Source organism: Rhizobium sp. RU33A, from assembly GCF_900156055.1.
In the GTDB taxonomy this organism is placed as follows: Bacteria; Pseudomonadota; Alphaproteobacteria; order Rhizobiales; family Rhizobiaceae; genus Allorhizobium.
In genome coordinates, this window is the sequence record NZ_FTMQ01000001.1 from 25917 (window position 1) to 45620 (window position 19704).

A 19704-nucleotide genomic window follows, 5' to 3' on the forward strand; every position below is an offset into this window, starting at 1 on the left:
GGCCGTCAAACTGTGATATGTATCGTGATATACTACGAAATATCTCATGTCAAAGGCTGGCAGTCTTGCGAAGACAGAAAAAGTGGAGGAAGACAGAAAGGGGCGTGAAGCCTTGTGATCCACGAGCGGGTCCAACAGATCCCACGAGCTTGGAGAGAAGCCGTCTTGCAGAGCCTCAGCGTTGAAAGTGATACCTCGCCGGCCCGGCAGAAGAAGATATCTCTGACGGAGACAGCCTATCTTTCGCTGCGTGCGCGGGTGCTCTCTGGCTCTTTGAGGCCCGGAGCCGAGTTTTCGGAGCTCGAGCTGGCAGACCAGCTTGCCATGAGCAAGACGCCGGTGCGGGAAGCACTCGGACGACTAGTGGCGGAAGGATTGATCGAAGCCTTTCCAAGGCGGGGCTACAGGGTAACACCCGTGACGGTAAAGGACATCAATGATCTCTTTGCGATCCGCGCGATGACCGAAGGCACGGCCGCCGCCATGGCCGCGCTCAATCTTTCAGCTGCAGACCTCGATCGGCTCGAAGCCCTGGCGGATGCGCGTTACGATCCGCAACAGGGCGAGAGCGTGCAGTCCTTCGTCAAGGCCAACCGCGATTTCCATCTGGCGATCGCCGAGGGAGCGAACAATCCCCGGCTCCTGGCCTTAGTTGCAGCACATCTCGACGAGTGTACGCGTCTCTTCTATCTCGGCGCCGTCAGCCGCGACGTCAATCCAGAGACCAGTGCCGACCATCGACGTATCGTCGATGTGCTACGTCTTCGCGATCCTGATATTGCGCGAGCGGCGATGGTCGAGCACAGCGACCACACGCAGAAGGGGATTTTGAAGGCGTTGATTTCCAGCGACACTACGTCGTTGACGCTGTGATGTGTGCGGGGAGGTCCCGCTTCCTTGTGGTTGCGTCTTGCGCAATGCGCGCTGACTAAGTGCTCAAGAGGTGCCATGTCGTACAAGTCTCCATGCAATCAGGCTCCCGCAACCAAATCATCTGGATCTCTAAAGGCAACGTCACCAGAGACACAAGAAATTCCCGGAACCACCGTACACCGGATGCCTCGTCGCGTCAGGTCGCGGAGTTCACTGGCGGCCTCTTCAGACATCCCTGTGTAGTCCGACCGCAGAATTACCACGCTTTTTCCAGAACGAGCCATGCTGGCAATCGTGTCCCGAAGACATGATGAAACCCCTGCGGGGTCCCAGGCGACGACGCTACGGACCAGCATCCTCTTCGCTTCTCGACGTGCGAGTTCAAGAACATCCTGCGAGACGCTTTCGTCAAACAGGATGATGTCGGCTGCCTGCAGCGTTCGGACCGCCTTGAGCGTCAGCATTTCGGCGTCGCCTGGTCCTGAACCGACCAATGCCACCGAACCGGACTCCGCCATATGACTGAGGTGCTTCATATCCATCACGAACGCTTGCCGATCGATCTCACCGGGTGGACTTGTCGACAAGAAGCAGCGATCCACGAAGCGCTCCCAGAACGCCCGACGCCCCGGTCCGGGCGCGAGATGCAAATTGACCGTGTCTCGCAGACCCTGTGCCAGTGCGGCCCAGCCTTTCAGAGAGGGCGGCAGGAGCGTCTCCACGCGTCTGCGAATGGCCTGGGCGAGGATCGGAGCGGCACCGTCCGTGGAGATCGACAGGATCACCGGTGAGCGGTTGACGATCGACCCGAACTGAAACTGGCAAAAGGCGGGTTTATCGACAACATTGAAAGGCACGCCGGCTGCGCGCGCGGCACAGGCAAAGGCACGCGCCTCGTCATCGGTGTCGCAGTCGGCGATCGCCATGGCAGCCCCGGCGAAGATGCCGATATGCCACGGCGTATCATGGATCGTGACCTTCTCCGCGCGTGCCAGTTCTGCCATCACGTCGCTGACTGATCCGGCGGCTGCAAAGATCTCGACCCTTGCTCCGCAGGCAGCCAGAAGCTCCGCCTTCCAGGCCGCAGCGTCCGATCCGCCAGCCACGAGAGCCCTCTTGCCCTGAAGGTCAAAGAACAGCGGCTCGATCCGAGCGGCTCGATCCGAGCGGCGGGATCACTCTGCGGCGAGAAGCGGTTGCGCATTGAGGATGCTCCTGAGTTCCGGGCGACAAGAGCCACAATTGGTGCCGGCACCAAGCGCCTCTCCGATGGCCTCGACGGATCGGCAGCCGTGATCAATGGCACGGCGGATGTCATTGACGCCAATCGAGAAACAGGCACAGACGATGGCGCCGCGATCCGGTCTGTTCGTTTCGGGACGCCCCGCAACCAGCTTGCAGCGCGCGAGACGGTCGCAGTGATCGACCTTCAGCTGGTCGACAGCCCATTGCCGGGAAACCGCAACAGGTGCTCGGGAGACGAAAATGGCGGCCAGCAGATCGGTGTCGTCAAAGGCAAGGATGCGACTGTCACCCGACGTCGAGTCGGCATAGGCGACCATGTCGACCTCTGCGACAAGTTCGAGGCTTCTCGAAAGCCACGCCCCAAAGCCGCCATCCGGTGCGTCTCCGGCGAGCTCCAGTCGATAGCCGCCTTCAGTCTTGGCCATGGCCCAATAGGCGAAGGGCAGGTCGGACGGCCTGTAGCGCGTCACCAGGAATGCGTGGAAGCCGGGCGAATAGCGGTCAAGCGAAACACGCGCCTGTTTGAGGGCCGGCTGCCCGGAAATCGGATCCGTGAGTGGCGGAACCAGGGTATCGACGCGGGCTGCCGAGGCGGTCTCGTCGCTCCAGTGCATCGGAAGGAAGAGCGATCCGCGTGCCTGCCGGTCGCTGAGCAAGGACCTGACGATGACCTCCCGTCCGTCCTGCCCAGCGACACGCACCAGGTCGGCATGTCCGACCGCATGGTCCGCGGCGTCGAGCGGATGAATTTCGCAATAAGGCTCCGCGATGTGAGCTGAAAGCCGCGCACTTTTGCCTGTACGGGTCATGGTGTGCCAATGGTCGCGCACCCGCCCGGTGTTTAGGACGAAACCGGCTTGCTGTGGGGCAGGGACCGTTGCCACCGGGATGAAACGCGCCTTGCCATCGGCATGGTAGAAGCGGCCCTTGCCGAAGAAACGCTCCGGCGCCTCACCGGTTGCCGGTCGGGGCCACTGGAATGGCCGAAGATCGTCATACTGATCTTTGTCGATCGCAGCGAATGCACCGATGTCGAAATCTCTCGATCCATCGTTTTCAAAGGCGGAGAGAGCGGCGTGCTCTGCGAAGATATCGGCCGCCGAAGTAAAGTCGAATGCGCTTGCAAACCCCATCCGTCGCGCGACCTCGGTGAAGTGCCACCAGTCCGGCCGTGCCTCGCCAGGTGCGGAGAGAAACGCTCGCTGCCGGGAAATGCGCCGCTCAGAATTGGTCACCGTGCCGGATTTCTCGCCCCATCCCGTTGCCGGGAGAAGGACATGCGCCAGCCGCGCCGTATCCGTATCTCCCTGCATGTCCGAGACGACGACAAAGGGACAGGCTTCGATGGCAGCCTTCACCTTGTCGGCGTCCGGCATGGAAACCACGGGATTGGTCGACATGATCCAGAGCGCTTTGATCCGACCGTCTGCCACCGCGTGAAACATGTCCACGGCCTTGAGCCCTGGACGATCGGCAATCCGCGGAGATCGCCAGAAGCGCTGCACCCGATCCCGATGATCCGCATTCTCGATTGCCATATGGGCGGCAAGCATGTTGGCGAGGCCGCCGACTTCGCGGCCGCCCATGGCGTTCGGCTGGCCGGTTAAGGAGAAGGGCCCCATGCCCGGCCGTCCGATACGACCCGTCGCGAGATGGCAATTGATGATCGCGTTCACCTTGTCGGTGCCGGAGGCCGATTGATTGACCCCCTGACTGTAACAGGTGACGACACGTTCCGTGTCCGCGAACAGCCAGAAGAACTGCCGGATCAACAGTCCGGAGAGGCCGGTTGCCTTCGAAAGCGCAGCCATCGACAGAGGCGATGCCGCAATCAGCGCCTCGGCGAACCCTGAAGTATGTTCCCCGACAAAGGCTTCGTCGATCTGGCTCGTCTCGGCAAGATGTGCAAGCAGCCCATTGAACAGGGCAACATCTCCGTCTGGACGCACAGCGAGATGGAGATCGGCAATGTCTGAAGTCGCGGTCCGGCGCGGATCGATCACGACCACCTTCATCGTCGGCCGGGACATCTTGGCAGCGGCGATGCGCTGGTAAAGCACCGGGTGGCACCAAGCGAGGTTCGAACCGACGAGTACCACCAGGTCGGCGAGTTCGAGATCCTCGTAGGTTCCCGGCACCGTATCTGAGCCGAAGGCGCGGCGGTGTCCCGCGACCGAGGATGCCATGCAGAGTCTGGAATTCGTATCTATGTTGCCTGAGCCGATGAAACCCTTCATCAGCTTGTTGGCAACATAATAGTCCTCGGTCAGCAACTGGCCGGAGACGTAGAAGGCGACCGAGTCCGGCCCATGTTCTGCGATCGTGTCGCTGAAGCGCTCTGCGACCAGATCCAAGGCCGCACCCCAGCTCGAGCGCTGACCATTGATCTGGGGGAAGAGCACGCGACCTTGGAGGTCAAGCGTCTCGGCCAGCGCGGATCCCTTGGAGCATAGCCGCCCAAAATTGGCCGGATGCTCAGGGTCGCCGCGAACGCTGACGGTCCCCATGTCATCGACCCTTGCGATGACACCGCAGCCGACGCCGCAATAGGGGCAGGTGGTGCGGGTTTCGCAGGCCATGGGCTTACTCCGCCGCCAGGAGGAAGCTTTCGAGCGCGATCGATAGCTGGCCATCGACATTGCGGATCGGAATGGTACGAACCGCGCCTTCGTCGGCTCCGAGCGCCTTGCCGGTTTCGAGCGAAATGACCCAGTTGTGCAAAGGGCAAGTCACGGAAGCGCCGTGCACGATGCCTTGCGTCAGGGGACCACCCTTGTGGGGGCAATGGTCCTCGATTGCATAAACCTCGTTCTCAGCAGTACGGAAAACGCCGATCTTGCCCTGCGGTGTCTTCACGCAACGCGCCCCGCGCAGGGGAATATCATTGATCGTGCCGATGGCGACCCAGTTCATGGCGCATGCTCCTTGTTGTTCCACATTCACCATCCCCTTGAGAGGGAGGGTCGGACCAAAGGTCCGGGGTGGGATGATGAGGCGCAATCATGGATCACCCCCACCCGCGTGTTCCGCACGACCTCCCCCCTATAGGCAGAGGTTCTCACTCCGCTGCCGCTGAAAATCCGACGTTTGCCATGGGCTTGAACTCGTGTTTGTCCTTGCCGGAGACGCGCTCCGACCACGGATCGACCTGGGCGAACTTCTGGGAGAAGACGAAGCGGTCGTAGTAGCCACGGCGCTTGTCGTGATCCTCCATGATCTGGTGGCGGATCTCGTCATGGCCGATGCGCTTGGCCCATTTGTAGATCCGCTCGAGATAGCGCCCCTGCTCGCGATACATCTGGGTGAGCGCCACGATATGTTCGAGCGTCTCGTCCTCGGTCTTCACCTGACCCAGGATATCGGTGCCCTTGATGTCGAGCCCAGCAGCGCCTGCGAAGTGGATCTCGAAACCGGAGTCGACACAGATGACGCCGATATCCTTGCAGGTCGCCTCCGCGCAGTTGCGCGGACACCCCGAAACGGCAAGCTTGAGTTTGGCGGGCGTCCAGGAACCCCACATGAATTTCTCGATGCGGATGCCGAGACCGGTCGAATCTTGTGTGCCGAAGCGGCACCAGTCGGAACCAACACACGTCTTCACGGTTCTGAGCCCCTTGGCATAGGCCTGGCCGGAAACGAAGCCGGCCTTGCCGAGGTCTGCCCAGACGGCTGGCAGGTCCTCTTTCTCGATGCCGAGCAGGTCGATGCGCTGGCCGCCGGTCACCTTCACCATCGGGATCTCGAACTTGTCGACGACATCGGCAATCGCGCGCAGTTCGGCAGAATTGGTCACGCCGCCCCACATGCGCGGCACAACGGAATAGGTGCCGTCCTTCTGGATGTTGGCGTGCACGCGTTCATTGATGAAGCGCGACTGGTAGTCGTCGGCATATTCATCCGGCCAGTCGCAGACGAGATAGTAGTTCAGCGCCGGGCGACATTTGGCGCAGCCGCAGGAGGTCTTCCATTCCAGTTCCTGCATCACGGCCGGGATCGTTTTCAATCCCTTGGCCTTGATCAGACGGCGCACATCGTCATGTCCAAGCTCGGTGCAGCTGCACATTGGCGTCACGGCGGCGGGGTTGTAGGCATCCCCAAGGGTCAGCGACATCAGTTGTTCTACGAGACCCGTGCAGTTGCCGCAGGAGGCGGATGCCTTCGTATGCGCCCTGACGCCGTCCAGCGTTGTCAGACCCTTCCCCGTAATCGCGCCTGTGATCTTCCCCTTGCAAACGCCGTTGCAGCCGCAGATTTCCGCATCATCCGGCAAGGCTGCAACGGCCGCCATAGGGTCCAGCGGGGACCCTCCCTGGTAGGACTGGCCAAAAATCAGTGTCTCCCGCATGGCGGAGATATCGGTCTGCTTCTTCAGGAGATCGAAAAACCAGGAGCCGTCGGAGGTTTCGCCGTAGAGAACCGCACCGATGATCCGGTTGTCCTTCAGAACGAGACGCTTGTAGACGCCGGCGGAGGCATCACGCAGCACGATTTCCTCGCGGTCGGGCGCCTCGGCGAAGTCGCCGGCCGAGAACAGGTTGATGCCCGTGACCTTGAGCTTCGTGTTGACCACCGAGCCCTGATACTCGGCATTGCCACCGGTCAGGCGATCCGCGAGAACGCGGGCGCTTTCGTAAAGCGGCGCGACGAGGCCGTAGCAGACGCCGCGATGTTCGGCGCATTCCCCTAGCGAATAGATGGAGGCATCCGAGGTCATCATGCCGTCGTCTATGACGATGCCCCTGTTGACCGCGAGCCCCGCATCCTTGGCGAGCTGGGACGCCGGACGGATACCGACCGCCATGATCACCATGTCGCCGGAAATCACCCTGCCGTCTTCGAGTTCGATCCCTTCTACCCTGTCGATTCCGAGGATCTGTTTCGTATTCGCCTTGGTGATGATCTCGATGCCGCGCTCGGTCAGCGCCTTTTCGAGCAGATAGGCGGCAGCCGGATCGAGCTGGCGCTCCATGATCGTCGGCATCAGGTGGATGACGGTGACCTCCATGCCTTGACGCTTCATGCCATAGGCCGCTTCCAGCCCCAGCAGCCCCGCGCCGATGACGATTGCCCGACCCTTGCCCTTGGCGATCTCCAGCATCTTCTCGACATCGTCGAGATCGCGATAGGCAAGAACGCCGGGCAATTGATGGCCGGGGACCGGGATGATGAAAGGCAGCGATCCCGTCGCTATGACCAGTTTGTCATAGGAGACAGTGATCCCGTTTGCCGAGGTCACCATCTTCGCCTGCCGGTCGATCTCGGTGACCGTGGCACCCTTGTGCAGCGTTACGCCATGCGTCGCATACCAGTCATCGTCATGGATGACGATATCCTCATAAGCCTTTTCGCCCGAGAGCACCGGCGAGAGCATGATACGGTCGTAATTGACCCGCGGCTCGGCATTGAAGATCGTCACGTCGTAGAGGCCGGGGGCCCTTTCGAACAGTTCTTCCAGCATGCGGCCAGGCGCCATGCCATTGCCGATGATGACCAGTTTCTCTGCCATTGACGTCACTCCGCAGCTTCCACGAAGCGATGGCGCTCGTAGAGGAATTTCAACACGGCCTCGCGGCACTTGAGATAGGTCCGGTCGGAAGCGAGCTCGATCCGGTTGCGGGGGCGTGCAATCGGCACGTCCAGGATCTCACCGATGCGCGCGGCCGGTCCGTTTGTCATCATCACGATCCGGTCGGACAACAGCACCGCCTCATCGACATCATGCGTGATCATGATCATCGTATTGCCGAGCCGGCCATGGATCTCCATGACCGCATCCTGCAGATGCGCGCGCGTCAGGGCATCGAGCGCACCGAAGGGCTCGTCGAGCAGCAGCACCTTGGGCTCCATCGACAGAGCGCGGGCAATGCCGACACGCTGTTTCATGCCCCCGGAGATTTCGGCCGGCCGCTTGTCCTTGGCATGTGCCATCTGCACCAGATCGAGATTGTGCATGACCCAGTCATGTTTTTCGGCCCTCGTCTTGCGTCCGGAGAACACCTTGGAAACAGCCAGATTGACGTTCTCGTAAACGGTGAGCCAAGGCAGCAGTGAATGGTTCTGGAAGACCACGGCACGGTCTGGCCCCGGCGCGTTGACCTCCAGGTTTTCAAGGAGAACTGCACCTGCGCTCACCCGCGTGAGCCCGGCAATGAGGTTGAGCAGCGTCGACTTTCCGCAGCCGGAATGGCCGATGATCGAGACGAACTCGCCCTTGTCGATGGTGAGCGTGATGTCTTGGAGAACCTCGGTGCGGACTCCGCCGCGCTCGAAGCTTTTGTCGATATGGTCGATCTTGAGATAGCTGGACATGATGGCGTCCCCCTCAGTTCTTGGTGGTGCCACGGGTGACGACGCTGCCGAGCAGGGCGACGAGCTTGTCGAGGACAAAGCCGGTAACACCGATATAGACGAGCGCCACGATGATGTCGGAGAGGCGCGAGGAATTCCACGCATCCCAGATGAAGAAGCCGATACCGACGCCGCCGGTGAGCATTTCGGCCGCAACGATCGCCAGCCAGGAGAGACCGACGCCGATCCGCAGACCGGTGAAGATGTATGGCGCTGCAGCCGGCACCATGATCCGCACGAAGAATTCCAGCGGATTGAGCCGCAAGACGCGTGCGATGTTGCGATAGTCCTCGGGAATGTTGCGCACGCCGACGGCAGTGTTGATGATGACTGGCCAGATCGAGGTGATGAAGATGACGAAAATCGCGGAGGGATTGCTATCCTGAAAGGCCGCAAGCGAGAGCGGCAACCAGGCGAGCGGTGGTACCGTCCGCAGGATCTGGAAGATTGGATCAAGACCACGCATTGCCCAGATGGACTGGCCGACGACGGCACCGAGGAAGACGCCGACGATGGCGGCAAAGCCAAAGCCTATGGCGACACGTTCCAACGATGTCAGGACCCGCCAGGCGAGCCCGATATCCTGCGAGCCGTATTCGAAGAACGGATAGGCGATCAGATCGTAACTGTCGGACCAGACTTGGGAAGGCGACGGCAATGTCGCGCCGGGCTGCGAACAGGCGATCTGCCAGATGGCGAGAAGCACCAGCGTGACCACGAGCGGTGGCAGTACATTGCGCAAGACATCGGCGCCGGCCCGCTTCAGATCGATTTTCGGCGCACCGCGCTTGGCCAGGTGAATGACGGTTCCGGTCCGGTCCGGGGAGACGGCGATCGCCTCCGTCTCTGCTTTTCGGGCGGTTGCGGTCATGGGTTTTTCCTCTGCGCGTGTCGAATGGGAGGTGTTCGTGCCTCCGAATGCCCTGCGGCTACCGCAGGGCATTCAGAAATAGCTCTCGTTAGGCGCTCGCCTTGATGGCGAGACTGTCGAGATAAGCCTGCGGATTGTCAGGATCGAAGACCTTGCCGTCGAAGAAGGTTTCCGGGCCCCGCGAGGCAGAGGATGGAATGTCGGCAGCCGCGACCCCAAGTTCCTTGGCGGCCTCGCGCCAGATGTCCTCGCGGTTCACCTTGTCGACGAGTGCCTTGATGTCGGTGTCGGGCGCGAACTTGCCCCAGCGGACGTTCTCGGTGAGGAACCAGGCATCGTGGCTCTTGAACGGATAGGAGGCGTTGTCCTTCCAGAACTTCATCTCAAGCCCGGAGTTTTCAACGACGCGGCCGTTGCCGTAGTTGATCGTGCCTCTCAGGCGACCCGCAACGTCCTTCGGTGGAACGTTGAACCATTGCCGCTTGCCGAGGATGTCGGACATCTCGTCCTTGTTATCCATGCTGTCGGCCCACATCTGGGCTTCCATGACGGCCATGAGAAGTGCCTTCGCGGCAATGGGGTTCTGTTCCACCCAGTCGGACCGGAGGCCGAGCGCCTTTTCCGGATGCCCCTTCCAGAGTTCGCCGGTCGTACAGGCGGAGAAGCCGATATCCTGGTTGACCAGCTGCTCGTTCCAGGGCTCGCCCACACAGAAGGCATCCATATTGCCGACCTTCATATTGGCGACCATCTGCGGTGGCGGAACGACGATCGTTGATACGTCCTTGTCCGGATCGATGCCGCCGGCGGCCAGCCAGTAGCGAATCCAGAGATCGTGTGTGCCGCCCGGGAATGTCATGGCCACCTTGACCTCGCCGCCGGCCGCTTTCTTGGCGGCAAAGACATCCCGCAGCTTGGATGCGTCGAGGCCGACGCCGGTCTCGGCATATTCCTTGGCGACCGAAATGCCCTGGCTGTCGAGGTTGAGGCGCGCGAGGATCGACATCGGCACGGGCACACTATTCTGCGTCACCTTGCCGGCCGAGATCAGGTACGGCATTGGGGTCAGGATATGGGCGCCGTCGATGCCGTTCGAGCCTCCGCCGAGCACCAGATTGTCGCGCGTCGCGCCCCAGGATGCCTGTTTCAAGATTTCCATTTCCGGCAGGCCGAATTTGTCGAACAGGCCTTTTTCCTTGGCGATGATCAATGGTGCGGCGTCGGTGAGCGCGATGAAGCCGAGCTTCGCCCCCTTCACCTCCGGTCCTGCGCCAGCCGCAAAGGCACCAAACGGAAAGGCCAGCTTCGCGGCGCTGACGACAGCAGCTGCGGATGTGAGCTTCAGAAGCTGGCGGCGGGTGGTGCTCATTCCTGTAGTCTTCGTCATTGTCTGTGCCCCTCTGATGTGACGGAGATCCGGAAAAACAAAAAAACGCCGCTCGGTGACTGCATCCGCGGGATCGAAGGATCCCGTGTGCAAACCAAGCGACGTCGGTGTCTCTGGTGAGCGCGCTTCAGGCGCTCTTTCGTCCGGTCGCCGTTGACCGGATGTTTTTTACTGATGCAATGCCCGTGCCAAATTTTACTGCAGGGGGTCAACTATCTGAAATGAAATTGGAAAGGGCTAAGAAGCAGAAATCATGTCGGGACGAATAGGAACATGGCCGGGGTTCAAAATTTGTGCAACTGCACAGTCTCGCCTAGCAAATGAGGACGCCTTTTCGGGCAGTCGATCAGTCATCCGCAGCGATTGGCGCCCGCTTGGCCCCGGAACGGACCTCGAAATTGGTGACATAGTCGGTCATTTGGCCGGGATCGAAAATCCGTCCATCCATGAAACGGTCATCCTCGGAGCTGCCGGGCAGCGGCGATGCATCGTCCGGTATTTGTGCTGCCGGCCCGAGTGCTGCGCGATAGAGGTCGGCGCGATAGGCGCTCTTCGCCCGCTCGAGATTGTCGGCGCTGTGCTCGACCTGCCCCCAGCGGATCATCTGGCTATAGATCCAGAGCGCCTGATTGACCTGCGGATAGTTTGCCGCCTGTCGGTGAAACACGAAGTAGTCACGGATCAATCGACGATTGCCTTGGGCATCCAGGCTGAACTCTCCGGCTAGGACGCGGCGAATGATGTCCCGTGATGCGGTAATGTAGCGGGGAGATGCCAGCATCTCTGAGAGATGATCATGGTTCTCCGGCTGGTCGCACCATCGGGCGGCCTTGTCGAGAGCCACGATCAGTCGACCCACCGTGTCGGCATTGGCTTCGGCCCAATCCGGCCGCATGCCGATCACCTTCTCGGGCGCCGAAGGCCAGATATCCTGCTTGGCCGCGACGATCCGACCGACACCCCGTTCGGATGCAACCATGTTCCAGGGCGCGCCGACACAGAAGCCGTCGATCGCCCCGGCCGCCAGCGCATCGGAGGTGAGGGGTGGCGGCACGACAACGAGCTTCACGTCACGATCCGGATCGACACCACCAGCGGCCAGCCAGTAGCGGAACTCGTAATTGTGCGACGAGAACGGATAGGTCATGCCGAGGGTAGGGGGCTGCTCGCCGTTCTGCCGCATGTCATGCAATACGCTCGCCAGCGCTCTTGCCAGTTGCAGCGCGCTCGCATCCTCTGCCAGATCGGCGCGAACCTTCATCCGTTCGAAGAGGCGCAGCGACAGCGTGATCGCATTGCCGCCACGGCCGAGAGAAAATGGGGTAATCGTCGGGGAGGGGTTGGAGCCGAGCTCCAGCATTGAGGCGACCGGCATGGGCGACAGCATATGTGCGATGTCGAACTGCCGGAAAGCGAGGCGATCCCTGACATTCGCCCAGGACACATCGCGTACGAGGTCGAGTGTCAGTCCTTCCTTGGCGGCAAATCCCATTTCCGCAGCCGCGATCAGGATCGAGGCATCCATGAGCGGAATGAAGCCGGCACGCAGGATACGCTGCTCCCGACCGGAATGGTGAACCGCCGGAGCGCCTGGATCGATGTCTCGCTGACTGCTCATCATATCGCTCACTTCACTGTCCCCGCGCGCCGGTCATCACAGCAGCAATCCCGCAGCGGTCACCACGCTCTGGGCGATGTCCACCAGTTTCTTTTTCTCGTTCATGGCGGTTTGACGCATCAGCGCGAAGGCTTCCTCCTCGCTCATGCCACGCATCTTCATTAGGATGCCCTTGGCGCGCTCGATGACCTTGCGCTCCTCAAGCGCGTTCTTCGCTTCGGCCAGTTCGCGTTGCAGACGGCTGAACGCGTTGAAGCGGCTGACCGCCATATCAAGGATCGGCTTCACCCGCTCCTTCCGCAACCCGTCAACGATATAGGCCGAGACGCCTGCATCCACGGCTGCCTCGATGGAGGCGCTATCTGAGCGATCCACGAACATGGCGATCGGCCTGCTGACCGAGCGGGTGAGCTGGAAGAGGTGCTCCATCATGTCACGGTTCGGGTTCTCGATGTCGATGATGATGACGTCAGGCGCCAGGGTCTCTACCGTCTTTGCAATTCCCTGCACCCCGAGAGCAACGGTGACGTGCCGGTGACCTGCCTCGCGTAAACCGTCCTCGATGATCGCTGCGCGAACAGCGTTCTCATCGATCACAAGGATGGTGAGGTCGAGATGGTTCATGTGCGATTGATGACGCAATGCAGCAAAGTTGGCAAGCTTGCGGCCTAAATTTTGAGCTTGCGACAATGGCAACTAATTATTGAGCAGATTGGCGCGCAGGGCTGAACAGCGAGACGAAAAAAAACGAAGCCCCCGGAGTGGTCCACTCCGGGGGCTGTCGGAAAAGCGCGGGCTTCGTCGGTATTCGTTGATGCTCAGTCCTGGCCCTTGGGCTGCAGCGATATCTGCCTTGCCAGCGCAAGCGCGATCAGCGTGCAGACGGCCCCCGACAGAAGGTAGAGACCGGCTGCGAACAGACCGAACCAGGTGGATAGCAACAGTGCCGCGAGCGGTGCAAATCCTGCTCCGAACATCCAGGAGAGTGCCGAAACCATGGCCGAGGCCGTGTAGCGGTTTCGACGGTCGAACAGCGAGGCGATGGTTCCGGAGGACTGGGCGAAATTGAAGCCGAGAATGACGAAACCAACCATCATGTAGGCGACGACACCGGCCTGCCCGCCGTTCAGCAGCAGAGGCGCCGTCAGCGCGAAGGCACCGATGGCCCAGGCCCCCCAGACGAGGATCCTGTCGCGGCCGATACGGTCCGAAAGCCAGCCGGAGAACAACATCGCAAGGATACCGACGGCAGCACCGGCTGCTTCGATCAGGAGGAAGGTGCCCGGCGCTTCGTCCGTGTAGAGGAAGATCCACGAAAGCGGGAAAACCGTGACCATGTGGAACATGGCAAAGGTCGCGAGCGGCACGAACACGCCGAGCAGAACCGTGCGTCCGTCTTGCGACAGGGTGGAGCGCAACCCGGTCGGGGTCAATTCGTTCGTTTCGAAGAGTTCCTTGAACTCGGGCGTGTCGACGATGCGCAGACGCGCAAAGAGTGCCACGACATTGATCGCGAAGGCGACGAAGAACGGATAGCGCCAGCCCCAATCGAGGAAGTCGGCGGCCGACAGCGTCATGACGAGATAGGCGAACAGCACGGCCGCGACCGCAAGCCCGACCACAGCGCCGAGCTGCGGGATCATGGCGTAGAAGCCACGCTTGTCCTTCGACGCGGTGATGGCCAGTAGCGGCGCCAGGCCATCCCAGGTGCCGCCCAGCGCCAGACCCTGGCCGATGCGCAAGAGCGCCAGCATGGCGATTGCCCACCATCCGGCAGTTTCATAGGAAGGCACCAGACCCATGGCGACGGTGGAAGTTCCCAGCAGGAAAAGCGCCACCGTCAGCTTGGTCACGCGGCCATGCCTGCGGTCGAGGGCTGTGAAGATCACGGTGCCGAGCGGTCGTGCCACGAAGGCGAGCGCCACCAGCACGAAGGACCAGAGCGTCCCGGTCAGCGGATCGAGGAACGGAAAGATGCGCGCCGGAAAGACGATGACGGACGCGATCGCGAACACGAAGAAGTCGAAGAACTCCGACGTGCGCCCGATGATGACGCCGACAGCGATATCGGACGGGGAAACGTGATGGTCATCTTCTGAAGTTGTGCGGCCGTTCTGTGCGGCCGGGGGTGCAGAACCGGTCATGCTCGCCATGTCGCGGGATCACTTTCTCGATTGTACTGGGCGGGCGCACATCGGAGGATACAGCCTTCGCCTTAGTCTAACATGCTGAAATGAAATGCCGCAGGTGCGGCCAAATTGACAGGTGACAAATTGTCGTATGTGCTGCACCGCAAAACCCAACTAACTACCTTGGCGAATGTCAATGGTCGTCGAGTGGTGTTCGGGGGGACCCCTGCTCTGTGACCCGTCAGCGTATCAGGGTAAGAGATGCAAGAGCTTCGCCTCCCGAAAATATTGGCCGCCGTGGTGGCGGTCCTTTTCCTGTCCGCCTGCAAGGCCGAAGTCCTTGCTCCCACCGGCGACGTCGCCGCCCAGCAGCGTGACCTTCTCGTCATCTCCACGCTTCTGATGCTGATCATCATCATTCCGGTGATGGCGCTCACCTGCTGGTTCGCCTGGCACTACCGTGCATCCAACAGTCAAGCCATCTACAGGCCGAACTGGTCCCACTCGACCAAGCTCGAGCTGATCATCTGGGCGATCCCCCTGATGATCATCATCTGCCTCGGTGCGCTAACCTGGGTCGGCACCCATCTTCTCGACCCCTACAGGCCCCTGGCGCGCGTGTCCGAAGAGCAGCCGCTCGATCCGCAGCAGGAGCCGCTCGAGGTTCAGGTCGTGGCACTCGACTGGAAATGGCTCTTCATCTACCCGCAATACGGCGTCGCGGCTGTCAATGAGCTTCCGGTTCCCACCGATCGGCCGATCCGGTTCTCGCTGACCTCCTCTTCGGTGATGAACGCCTTTTACATCCCGCACATGGCCGGCATGATCTACGCAATGCCTGGCATGCAGACGACGCTGCACGGTGTCTTCAACGAGGAAGGCACCTTCCAGGGTCTGGCATCGCATTATTCGGGTGCTGGCTTCTCCGGCATGCGCTTCAAGGCAACCGCAACCGACGCGGCCGCCTTCGAGGCCTGGGTCGAGGAAGCGCGTGCGGGCAGCGACAAGCTGGACCGGGCGAAGTATCTCGAGCTCGAACGTCCCACCGAGAACGTCACCCCGATCACATTCGCCAGCATCGATCCGCAGCTCTTTCCGCGGGTGGTCAACATGTGTGTCGAAGACGGCAAGATCTGCATGGCCGAAATGATGGCGCTCGACGCCCAGGGCGGAACGGGTCTCGCCGGAACGGTCAATATGAGCGCCCTGATCTACGACAAGCATGAACGTCGCGGCACGCGCGAGCCGGTCTTCGGCTGGGAACCCTTCAAGGTTCTGGGCTTCTGCTCGGCGGAAGAACTGGAGCAGATGCTGGCCGCAAAGCCTGCTTCCTACAACGACCAGCCCGTCGTTTCGGGTCCCCTGATGGGACACAACATGCCGCAGCCGGTATCGCCTTTCGGCGGTGAGGCCGAACGTTTCCTCACGCTCGTCCGGCAGGCATCCGGCAATGCGCCGCAACTCTGACAGGAATTTGGCATGGCTACCATAGACCATTCCACCACGCTTCTTCTCGGTCGCCTCAACTGGAGTGCGATCCCGACGGACCCGATCGTGCTTGCAACCTTCGTTGTAGTTGCGGTCGGGGGCGCTGCAACGGTGGGCGCGCTGACCTATTACCGCCTTTGGGGTTACCTCTGGCGGGAATGGCTGACCTCTGTCGATCACAAGAAGATCGGCATCATGTATATAATCCTGGCCTTGGTCATGCTGGTGCGAGGCTTCGCCGACGCCATCATGATGCGCCTGCAGCAGGTGCTCGCCTTCAACGGCTCCGAGGGCTATCTCAACGCCCATCACTACGATCAGATCTTCACCGCCCACGGCGTGATCATGATCTTCTTCGTGGCGATGCCTTTCGTCACGGGACTGATGAACTATGTCGTGCCGCTGCAGATCGGCGCGCGAGACGTCTCGTTCCCCTTCCTCAACAACTTCTCCTTCTGGATGACCGTCGGCGGTGCCGTGCTTGTGATGGCCTCGCTCTTCGTCGGTGAGTTCGCGCAGACCGGCTGGCTTGCCTTCCCGCCGCTGTCGGGCATCGGCTACAGTCCGTGGGTCGGGGTCGACTACTATATCTGGGGCTTGCAGATCGCCGGCGTCGGAACGACGCTATCCGGCATCAACCTGCTCGTCACCATCGTCAAGATGCGTGCCCCGGGCATGACCCTGATGCGCATGCCGGTCTTCACCTGGACGGCACTCTGCACCAACATCCTCATCGTCGCCTCCTTCCCGGTGCTGACGATGACGCTGATCCTCCTGACGCTCGATCGCTACGTGGGAACGAACTTCTTCACGAATGATCTCGGCGGCAATCCGATGATGTATATCAACCTCATCTGGATCTGGGGTCACCCGGAAGTCTACATCCTCATCCTGCCGCTCTTCGGCGTTTTCTCGGAGATCACCTCGACCTTCTCCGGCAAGCGGCTCTTCGGTTACAGCTCGATGGTCTATGCCACCGTCTGCATCACGATCCTGAGCTATGTCGTCTGGCTGCACCACTTCTTCACCATGGGCTCGGGCGCCTCGGTGAACGCCTTCTTCGGCATCACCACGATGATCATCTCGGTGCCCACGGGGGCCAAGATCTTCAACTGGCTCTTCACCATGTATAAGGGTAGGGTGCGCTTCGACCTGCCGATGATGTGGACGGTCGCCTTCATGCTGACCTTCACCATCGGCGGCATGACCGGCGTTCTCCTTGCCGTCCCGCCGGCGGACTTCGTCCTGCACAACTCGCTCTTCCTGGTGGCGCACTTCCACAACGTCATCATCGGCGGTGTGTTGTTCGGCTGCTTTGCGGCAATCGCCTACTGGTGGCCCAAGGCCTTCGGCTTCCAGCTCAACGTCTTCTGGGGCAAGGTCTCCTTCTGGAGCTGGGTCAGCGGCTTCTGGCTCGCCTTCATGCCGCTCTATGTGCTGGGCCTGATGGGAGTCACCCGCCGCATGCGCGTCTTCGATGATCCGGATCTCAGGATCTGGTTCATTCTGGCTGCCCTAGGTGCGTTCCTGATTGCCATCGGTATCGCCGCCTTCTTCATCCAAATCGCTGTCTCGATCTGGAACCGGAAGGACAACATGGACGTCACCGGTGACCCATGGGATGGTCGCACGCTCGAATGGGCGACGTCCTCCCCGCCGCCGGCCTATAACTTCGCCTTCACGCCTGTCGTCCACGATCTCGACGCCTGGCATGACATGAAGCAGGTTGGCCAGACACGCCCCAAGGCACCCTATCTGCCGATCCACATGCCGCGTTACACCGGCACAGGCGTCATGATCTCCGCGCTTGCCACGCTCTGCGGCTTCGCGCTGGTCTGGTACATCTGGTGGCTGGCGGCCGTGTCCTTCCTCGCGATCATCGCTGTGTCGATCGCCCATACCTTCAACTACGACCGGGACTATTACGTCCCCGTCGACGAGGTCGAGCGTGTCGAAAAGGCGCGTGAGCGCGAACTGGCAAGCGTAGGAGCGTAACAATCGTGAGCACCGTCACCCAAACCGATACGCCTGCCGTCTATTGGGAAACCGAGCCGCATCATCATCCGGAAGGCGCGTCCACGCGGCTCGGCTTCTGGATCTACCTGATGAGCGACTGCCTGATGTTTGCAGTCCTCTTCGCGGTCTTCGCCGTGGTCGGCCAGAGCTATGCGGCCGGTCCCGGCCCCAAGGCGCTCTTCGAGCTGAACCTGATCGCGATCAACACCGGCTTTCTGCTGGTCTCCTCGATCACTTTCGGCTTCGCCATGCTTGCCATGTATGAAGGCAGGCAGGCCCGCATGCAGATCTGGCTTGCCATCACTCTCCTGCTCGGCCTCGCCTTCCTGGCGCTCGAAATCTACGAGTTTCATCACCTGATCGAGCTCGGCGCTGGTCCGCAGCGCTCGGCTTTCCTGTCCGCCTTCTTCGCGCTGGTCGGCACCCACGGCCTGCACGTGCTGTTCGGCTGCATTTGGCTCGTCACGCTGATGGTCCAGGTCAATCAGAAAGGCCTGATCCCTGCCAACACCCGACGCATGGAATGCTTGAGCATGTTCTGGCACTTCCTCGATGTCATCTGGATCGGGGTCTTCACCTTCGTTTACCTCCTGGGGATGATCTGATGTCCAAACCTTCCATCCAGCCCCATGGCCACAATGACCATGGGCATGACAGCACCGGCCATGATCATGGCAGCTACCGGTCATACCTGACCGGCTTCGTACTGGCCGCGATCCTGACGATCATTCCATTTGCCATCGTCATGAGCGGCGGCTTCGAAAGCCGGGTCCTCACTGCAGTGACGGTGATCGCCTTCGCGGTCGTCCAGGTCCTCGTCCACATGGTCTACTTCCTCCACATGAACACCCGTTCGGACGAAGGCTGGACAATGCTGTCGATGATCTTCACCGTCATCGTGGTGGTGATCATGATCGCTGGCTCCGTCTGGGTCATGTACAACCTCAACAACAATATGATGCCCTCAATGGATCACGAGAGCTTCCAGGGCTTCGGCTCCTGAAACAGCGAGGCGACATGATGCGAGCGGGCCGACCATGGTGGATCATCGGGCTCGGCACGCTCGCCATCACCCTGCTTCTCGGGCTGGGCGTCTGGCAGCTTCAGCGTCTGCAGTGGAAAACGGCACTCATAGAACGGGTCGAAGCGGGGCTTCTTGCCCCGCCGGTCTCTGCTCCCGGTCCTGATGACTGGGCTGCCGTCTCCTTCGACACCGCGGAATATCGCCGCGTCGAGGTACAAGGCCGCTATCTTCCGGGCGACGATATTCTCGTCAAGGCCGTTACGGCCCGCGGGTCCGGCTTCTGGGTCATGTCGCCTTTCGAAACGCTCGAAGGATGGCGGCTCTTCGTCAACAGAGGCTTCGTACCTGATGATCGTGCGTCGCCGGCAGATCGTCCGCGACCTGCTGGCGAGCCCGAGGTCACGGGGCTTTTGCGGCTCACCCAGCCCGGCGGCGCGTTTTTGCGGGACAATGATCCCGCCAATGGCCGCTGGTTCTCGCGCGACACCTTTGCGATGGCCGGTACGCTCGGGCTAGGGGAGGTAGCGCCCTATTTCATCGATTCTGACGCAAGCGGCGACGCATTCCCGATTGGCGGGCTGACCGTCGTCTCCTTCCCGAACAAGCATTTCGGCTATGCCATGACATGGTTCGGTCTGGCTGCCGTCTTTGCCTATCTGCTTTACCGCGCGACGAAGCCTGGCGAATCACACCGCTGATAGCGCT

General features: G+C 61.0%; 16 protein-coding genes. 6 read left to right on the plus strand and 10 right to left on the minus strand.

Features of this window, described 5'->3' with window-relative positions:
- Nucleotides 1-165: 165 nt before the first annotated feature.
- A complete protein-coding gene (locus BW978_RS00145) occupies nt 166-873 on the plus strand; it encodes a GntR family transcriptional regulator (protein WP_083697448.1) in 708 nt (235 codons plus the stop codon).
- A 98-nt stretch (nt 874-971) separates the two neighbouring features.
- Here BW978_RS00145 and BW978_RS00150 read toward each other — a convergent pair whose 3' ends face one another.
- From BW978_RS00150 to BW978_RS00195, 10 genes are all read right to left on the minus strand, one after another.
- Complete coding sequence (locus BW978_RS00150; RefSeq protein WP_076391134.1) at nt 972-1979, minus strand: SAM-dependent methyltransferase; 1008 nt, start codon at nt 1977-1979, stop codon at nt 972-974.
- Between the two features lie 69 nt (nt 1980-2048).
- Complete coding sequence (locus BW978_RS00155; RefSeq protein WP_076391136.1) at nt 2049-4697, minus strand: nitrate reductase; 2649 nt, start codon at nt 4695-4697, stop codon at nt 2049-2051.
- Between the two features lie 4 nt (nt 4698-4701).
- Nucleotides 4702-5031 (minus strand): nitrite reductase small subunit NirD, encoded by a 330-nt coding sequence (nirD, locus tag BW978_RS00160; RefSeq protein WP_076391139.1) that lies wholly within the window; start codon nt 5029-5031, stop codon nt 4702-4704.
- 145 nt (nt 5032-5176) lie between these two features.
- The gene (gene nirB / locus BW978_RS00165; protein ID WP_076391141.1) at nt 5177-7624 is read right to left on the minus strand and encodes a nitrite reductase large subunit NirB; all 2448 of its coding nucleotides are present in this window, start codon (nt 7622-7624) and stop codon (nt 5177-5179) included.
- Between the two features lie 5 nt (nt 7625-7629).
- The gene (locus BW978_RS00170) at nt 7630-8427 is read right to left on the minus strand and encodes an ABC transporter ATP-binding protein (protein ID WP_076391143.1); all 798 of its coding nucleotides are present in this window, start codon (nt 8425-8427) and stop codon (nt 7630-7632) included.
- Between the two features lie 13 nt (nt 8428-8440).
- Nucleotides 8441-9337 carry a nitrate ABC transporter permease gene (ntrB, locus tag BW978_RS00175; RefSeq protein WP_076391145.1) on the minus strand — a complete coding sequence of 299 codons (897 nt, stop codon included), beginning with the start codon at nt 9335-9337 and terminating at the stop codon, nt 8441-8443.
- An 88-nt stretch (nt 9338-9425) separates the two neighbouring features.
- Nucleotides 9426-10724 (minus strand): CmpA/NrtA family ABC transporter substrate-binding protein, encoded by a 1299-nt coding sequence (locus tag BW978_RS00180; RefSeq protein WP_076391147.1) that lies wholly within the window; start codon nt 10722-10724, stop codon nt 9426-9428.
- Between the two features lie 346 nt (nt 10725-11070).
- Nucleotides 11071-12345: a CmpA/NrtA family ABC transporter substrate-binding protein gene (locus BW978_RS00185; protein ID WP_139330344.1), complete on the minus strand. Its 1275-nt coding sequence runs from the start codon at nt 12343-12345 to the stop codon at nt 11071-11073.
- Between the two features lie 33 nt (nt 12346-12378).
- Nucleotides 12379-12966: an ANTAR domain-containing response regulator gene (locus BW978_RS00190; RefSeq protein ID WP_076391149.1), complete on the minus strand. Its 588-nt coding sequence runs from the start codon at nt 12964-12966 to the stop codon at nt 12379-12381.
- A 194-nt stretch (nt 12967-13160) separates the two neighbouring features.
- Nucleotides 13161-14495: an MFS transporter gene (locus BW978_RS00195; protein WP_076391151.1), complete on the minus strand. Its 1335-nt coding sequence runs from the start codon at nt 14493-14495 to the stop codon at nt 13161-13163.
- Between the two features lie 237 nt (nt 14496-14732).
- On the opposite strand from BW978_RS00195, the gene cyoA reads away from it, so the two are divergent.
- Genes cyoA through BW978_RS00220 form a run of 5 tightly spaced genes read left to right on the plus strand, consistent with a single transcriptional unit; the run spans nt 14733 to nt 19697 of the window.
- The gene (gene cyoA, locus BW978_RS00200; RefSeq protein WP_076391153.1) at nt 14733-15938 is read left to right on the plus strand and encodes a ubiquinol oxidase subunit II; all 1206 of its coding nucleotides are present in this window, start codon (nt 14733-14735) and stop codon (nt 15936-15938) included.
- A 12-nt stretch (nt 15939-15950) separates the two neighbouring features.
- A complete protein-coding gene (cyoB, locus tag BW978_RS00205; RefSeq protein WP_076391155.1) occupies nt 15951-17954 on the plus strand; it encodes a cytochrome o ubiquinol oxidase subunit I in 2004 nt (667 codons plus the stop codon).
- A gap of 5 nt (nt 17955-17959) precedes the next feature.
- Nucleotides 17960-18580: a cytochrome o ubiquinol oxidase subunit III gene (gene cyoC / locus BW978_RS00210; RefSeq protein ID WP_076391157.1), complete on the plus strand. Its 621-nt coding sequence runs from the start codon at nt 17960-17962 to the stop codon at nt 18578-18580.
- On the plus strand, nt 18580-18978 hold the full coding sequence (cyoD, locus tag BW978_RS00215) for a cytochrome o ubiquinol oxidase subunit IV (RefSeq protein ID WP_076391159.1): 399 nt from the start codon (nt 18580-18582) through the stop codon (nt 18976-18978). The genes cyoC and cyoD overlap by 1 nt, the downstream gene beginning before the upstream one ends.
- A gap of 14 nt (nt 18979-18992) precedes the next feature.
- Nucleotides 18993-19697, plus strand: coding sequence for an SURF1 family protein (locus BW978_RS00220; protein ID WP_083697450.1), 705 nt, complete (start codon nt 18993-18995; stop codon nt 19695-19697).
- Nucleotides 19698-19704: the final 7 nt, after the last annotated feature.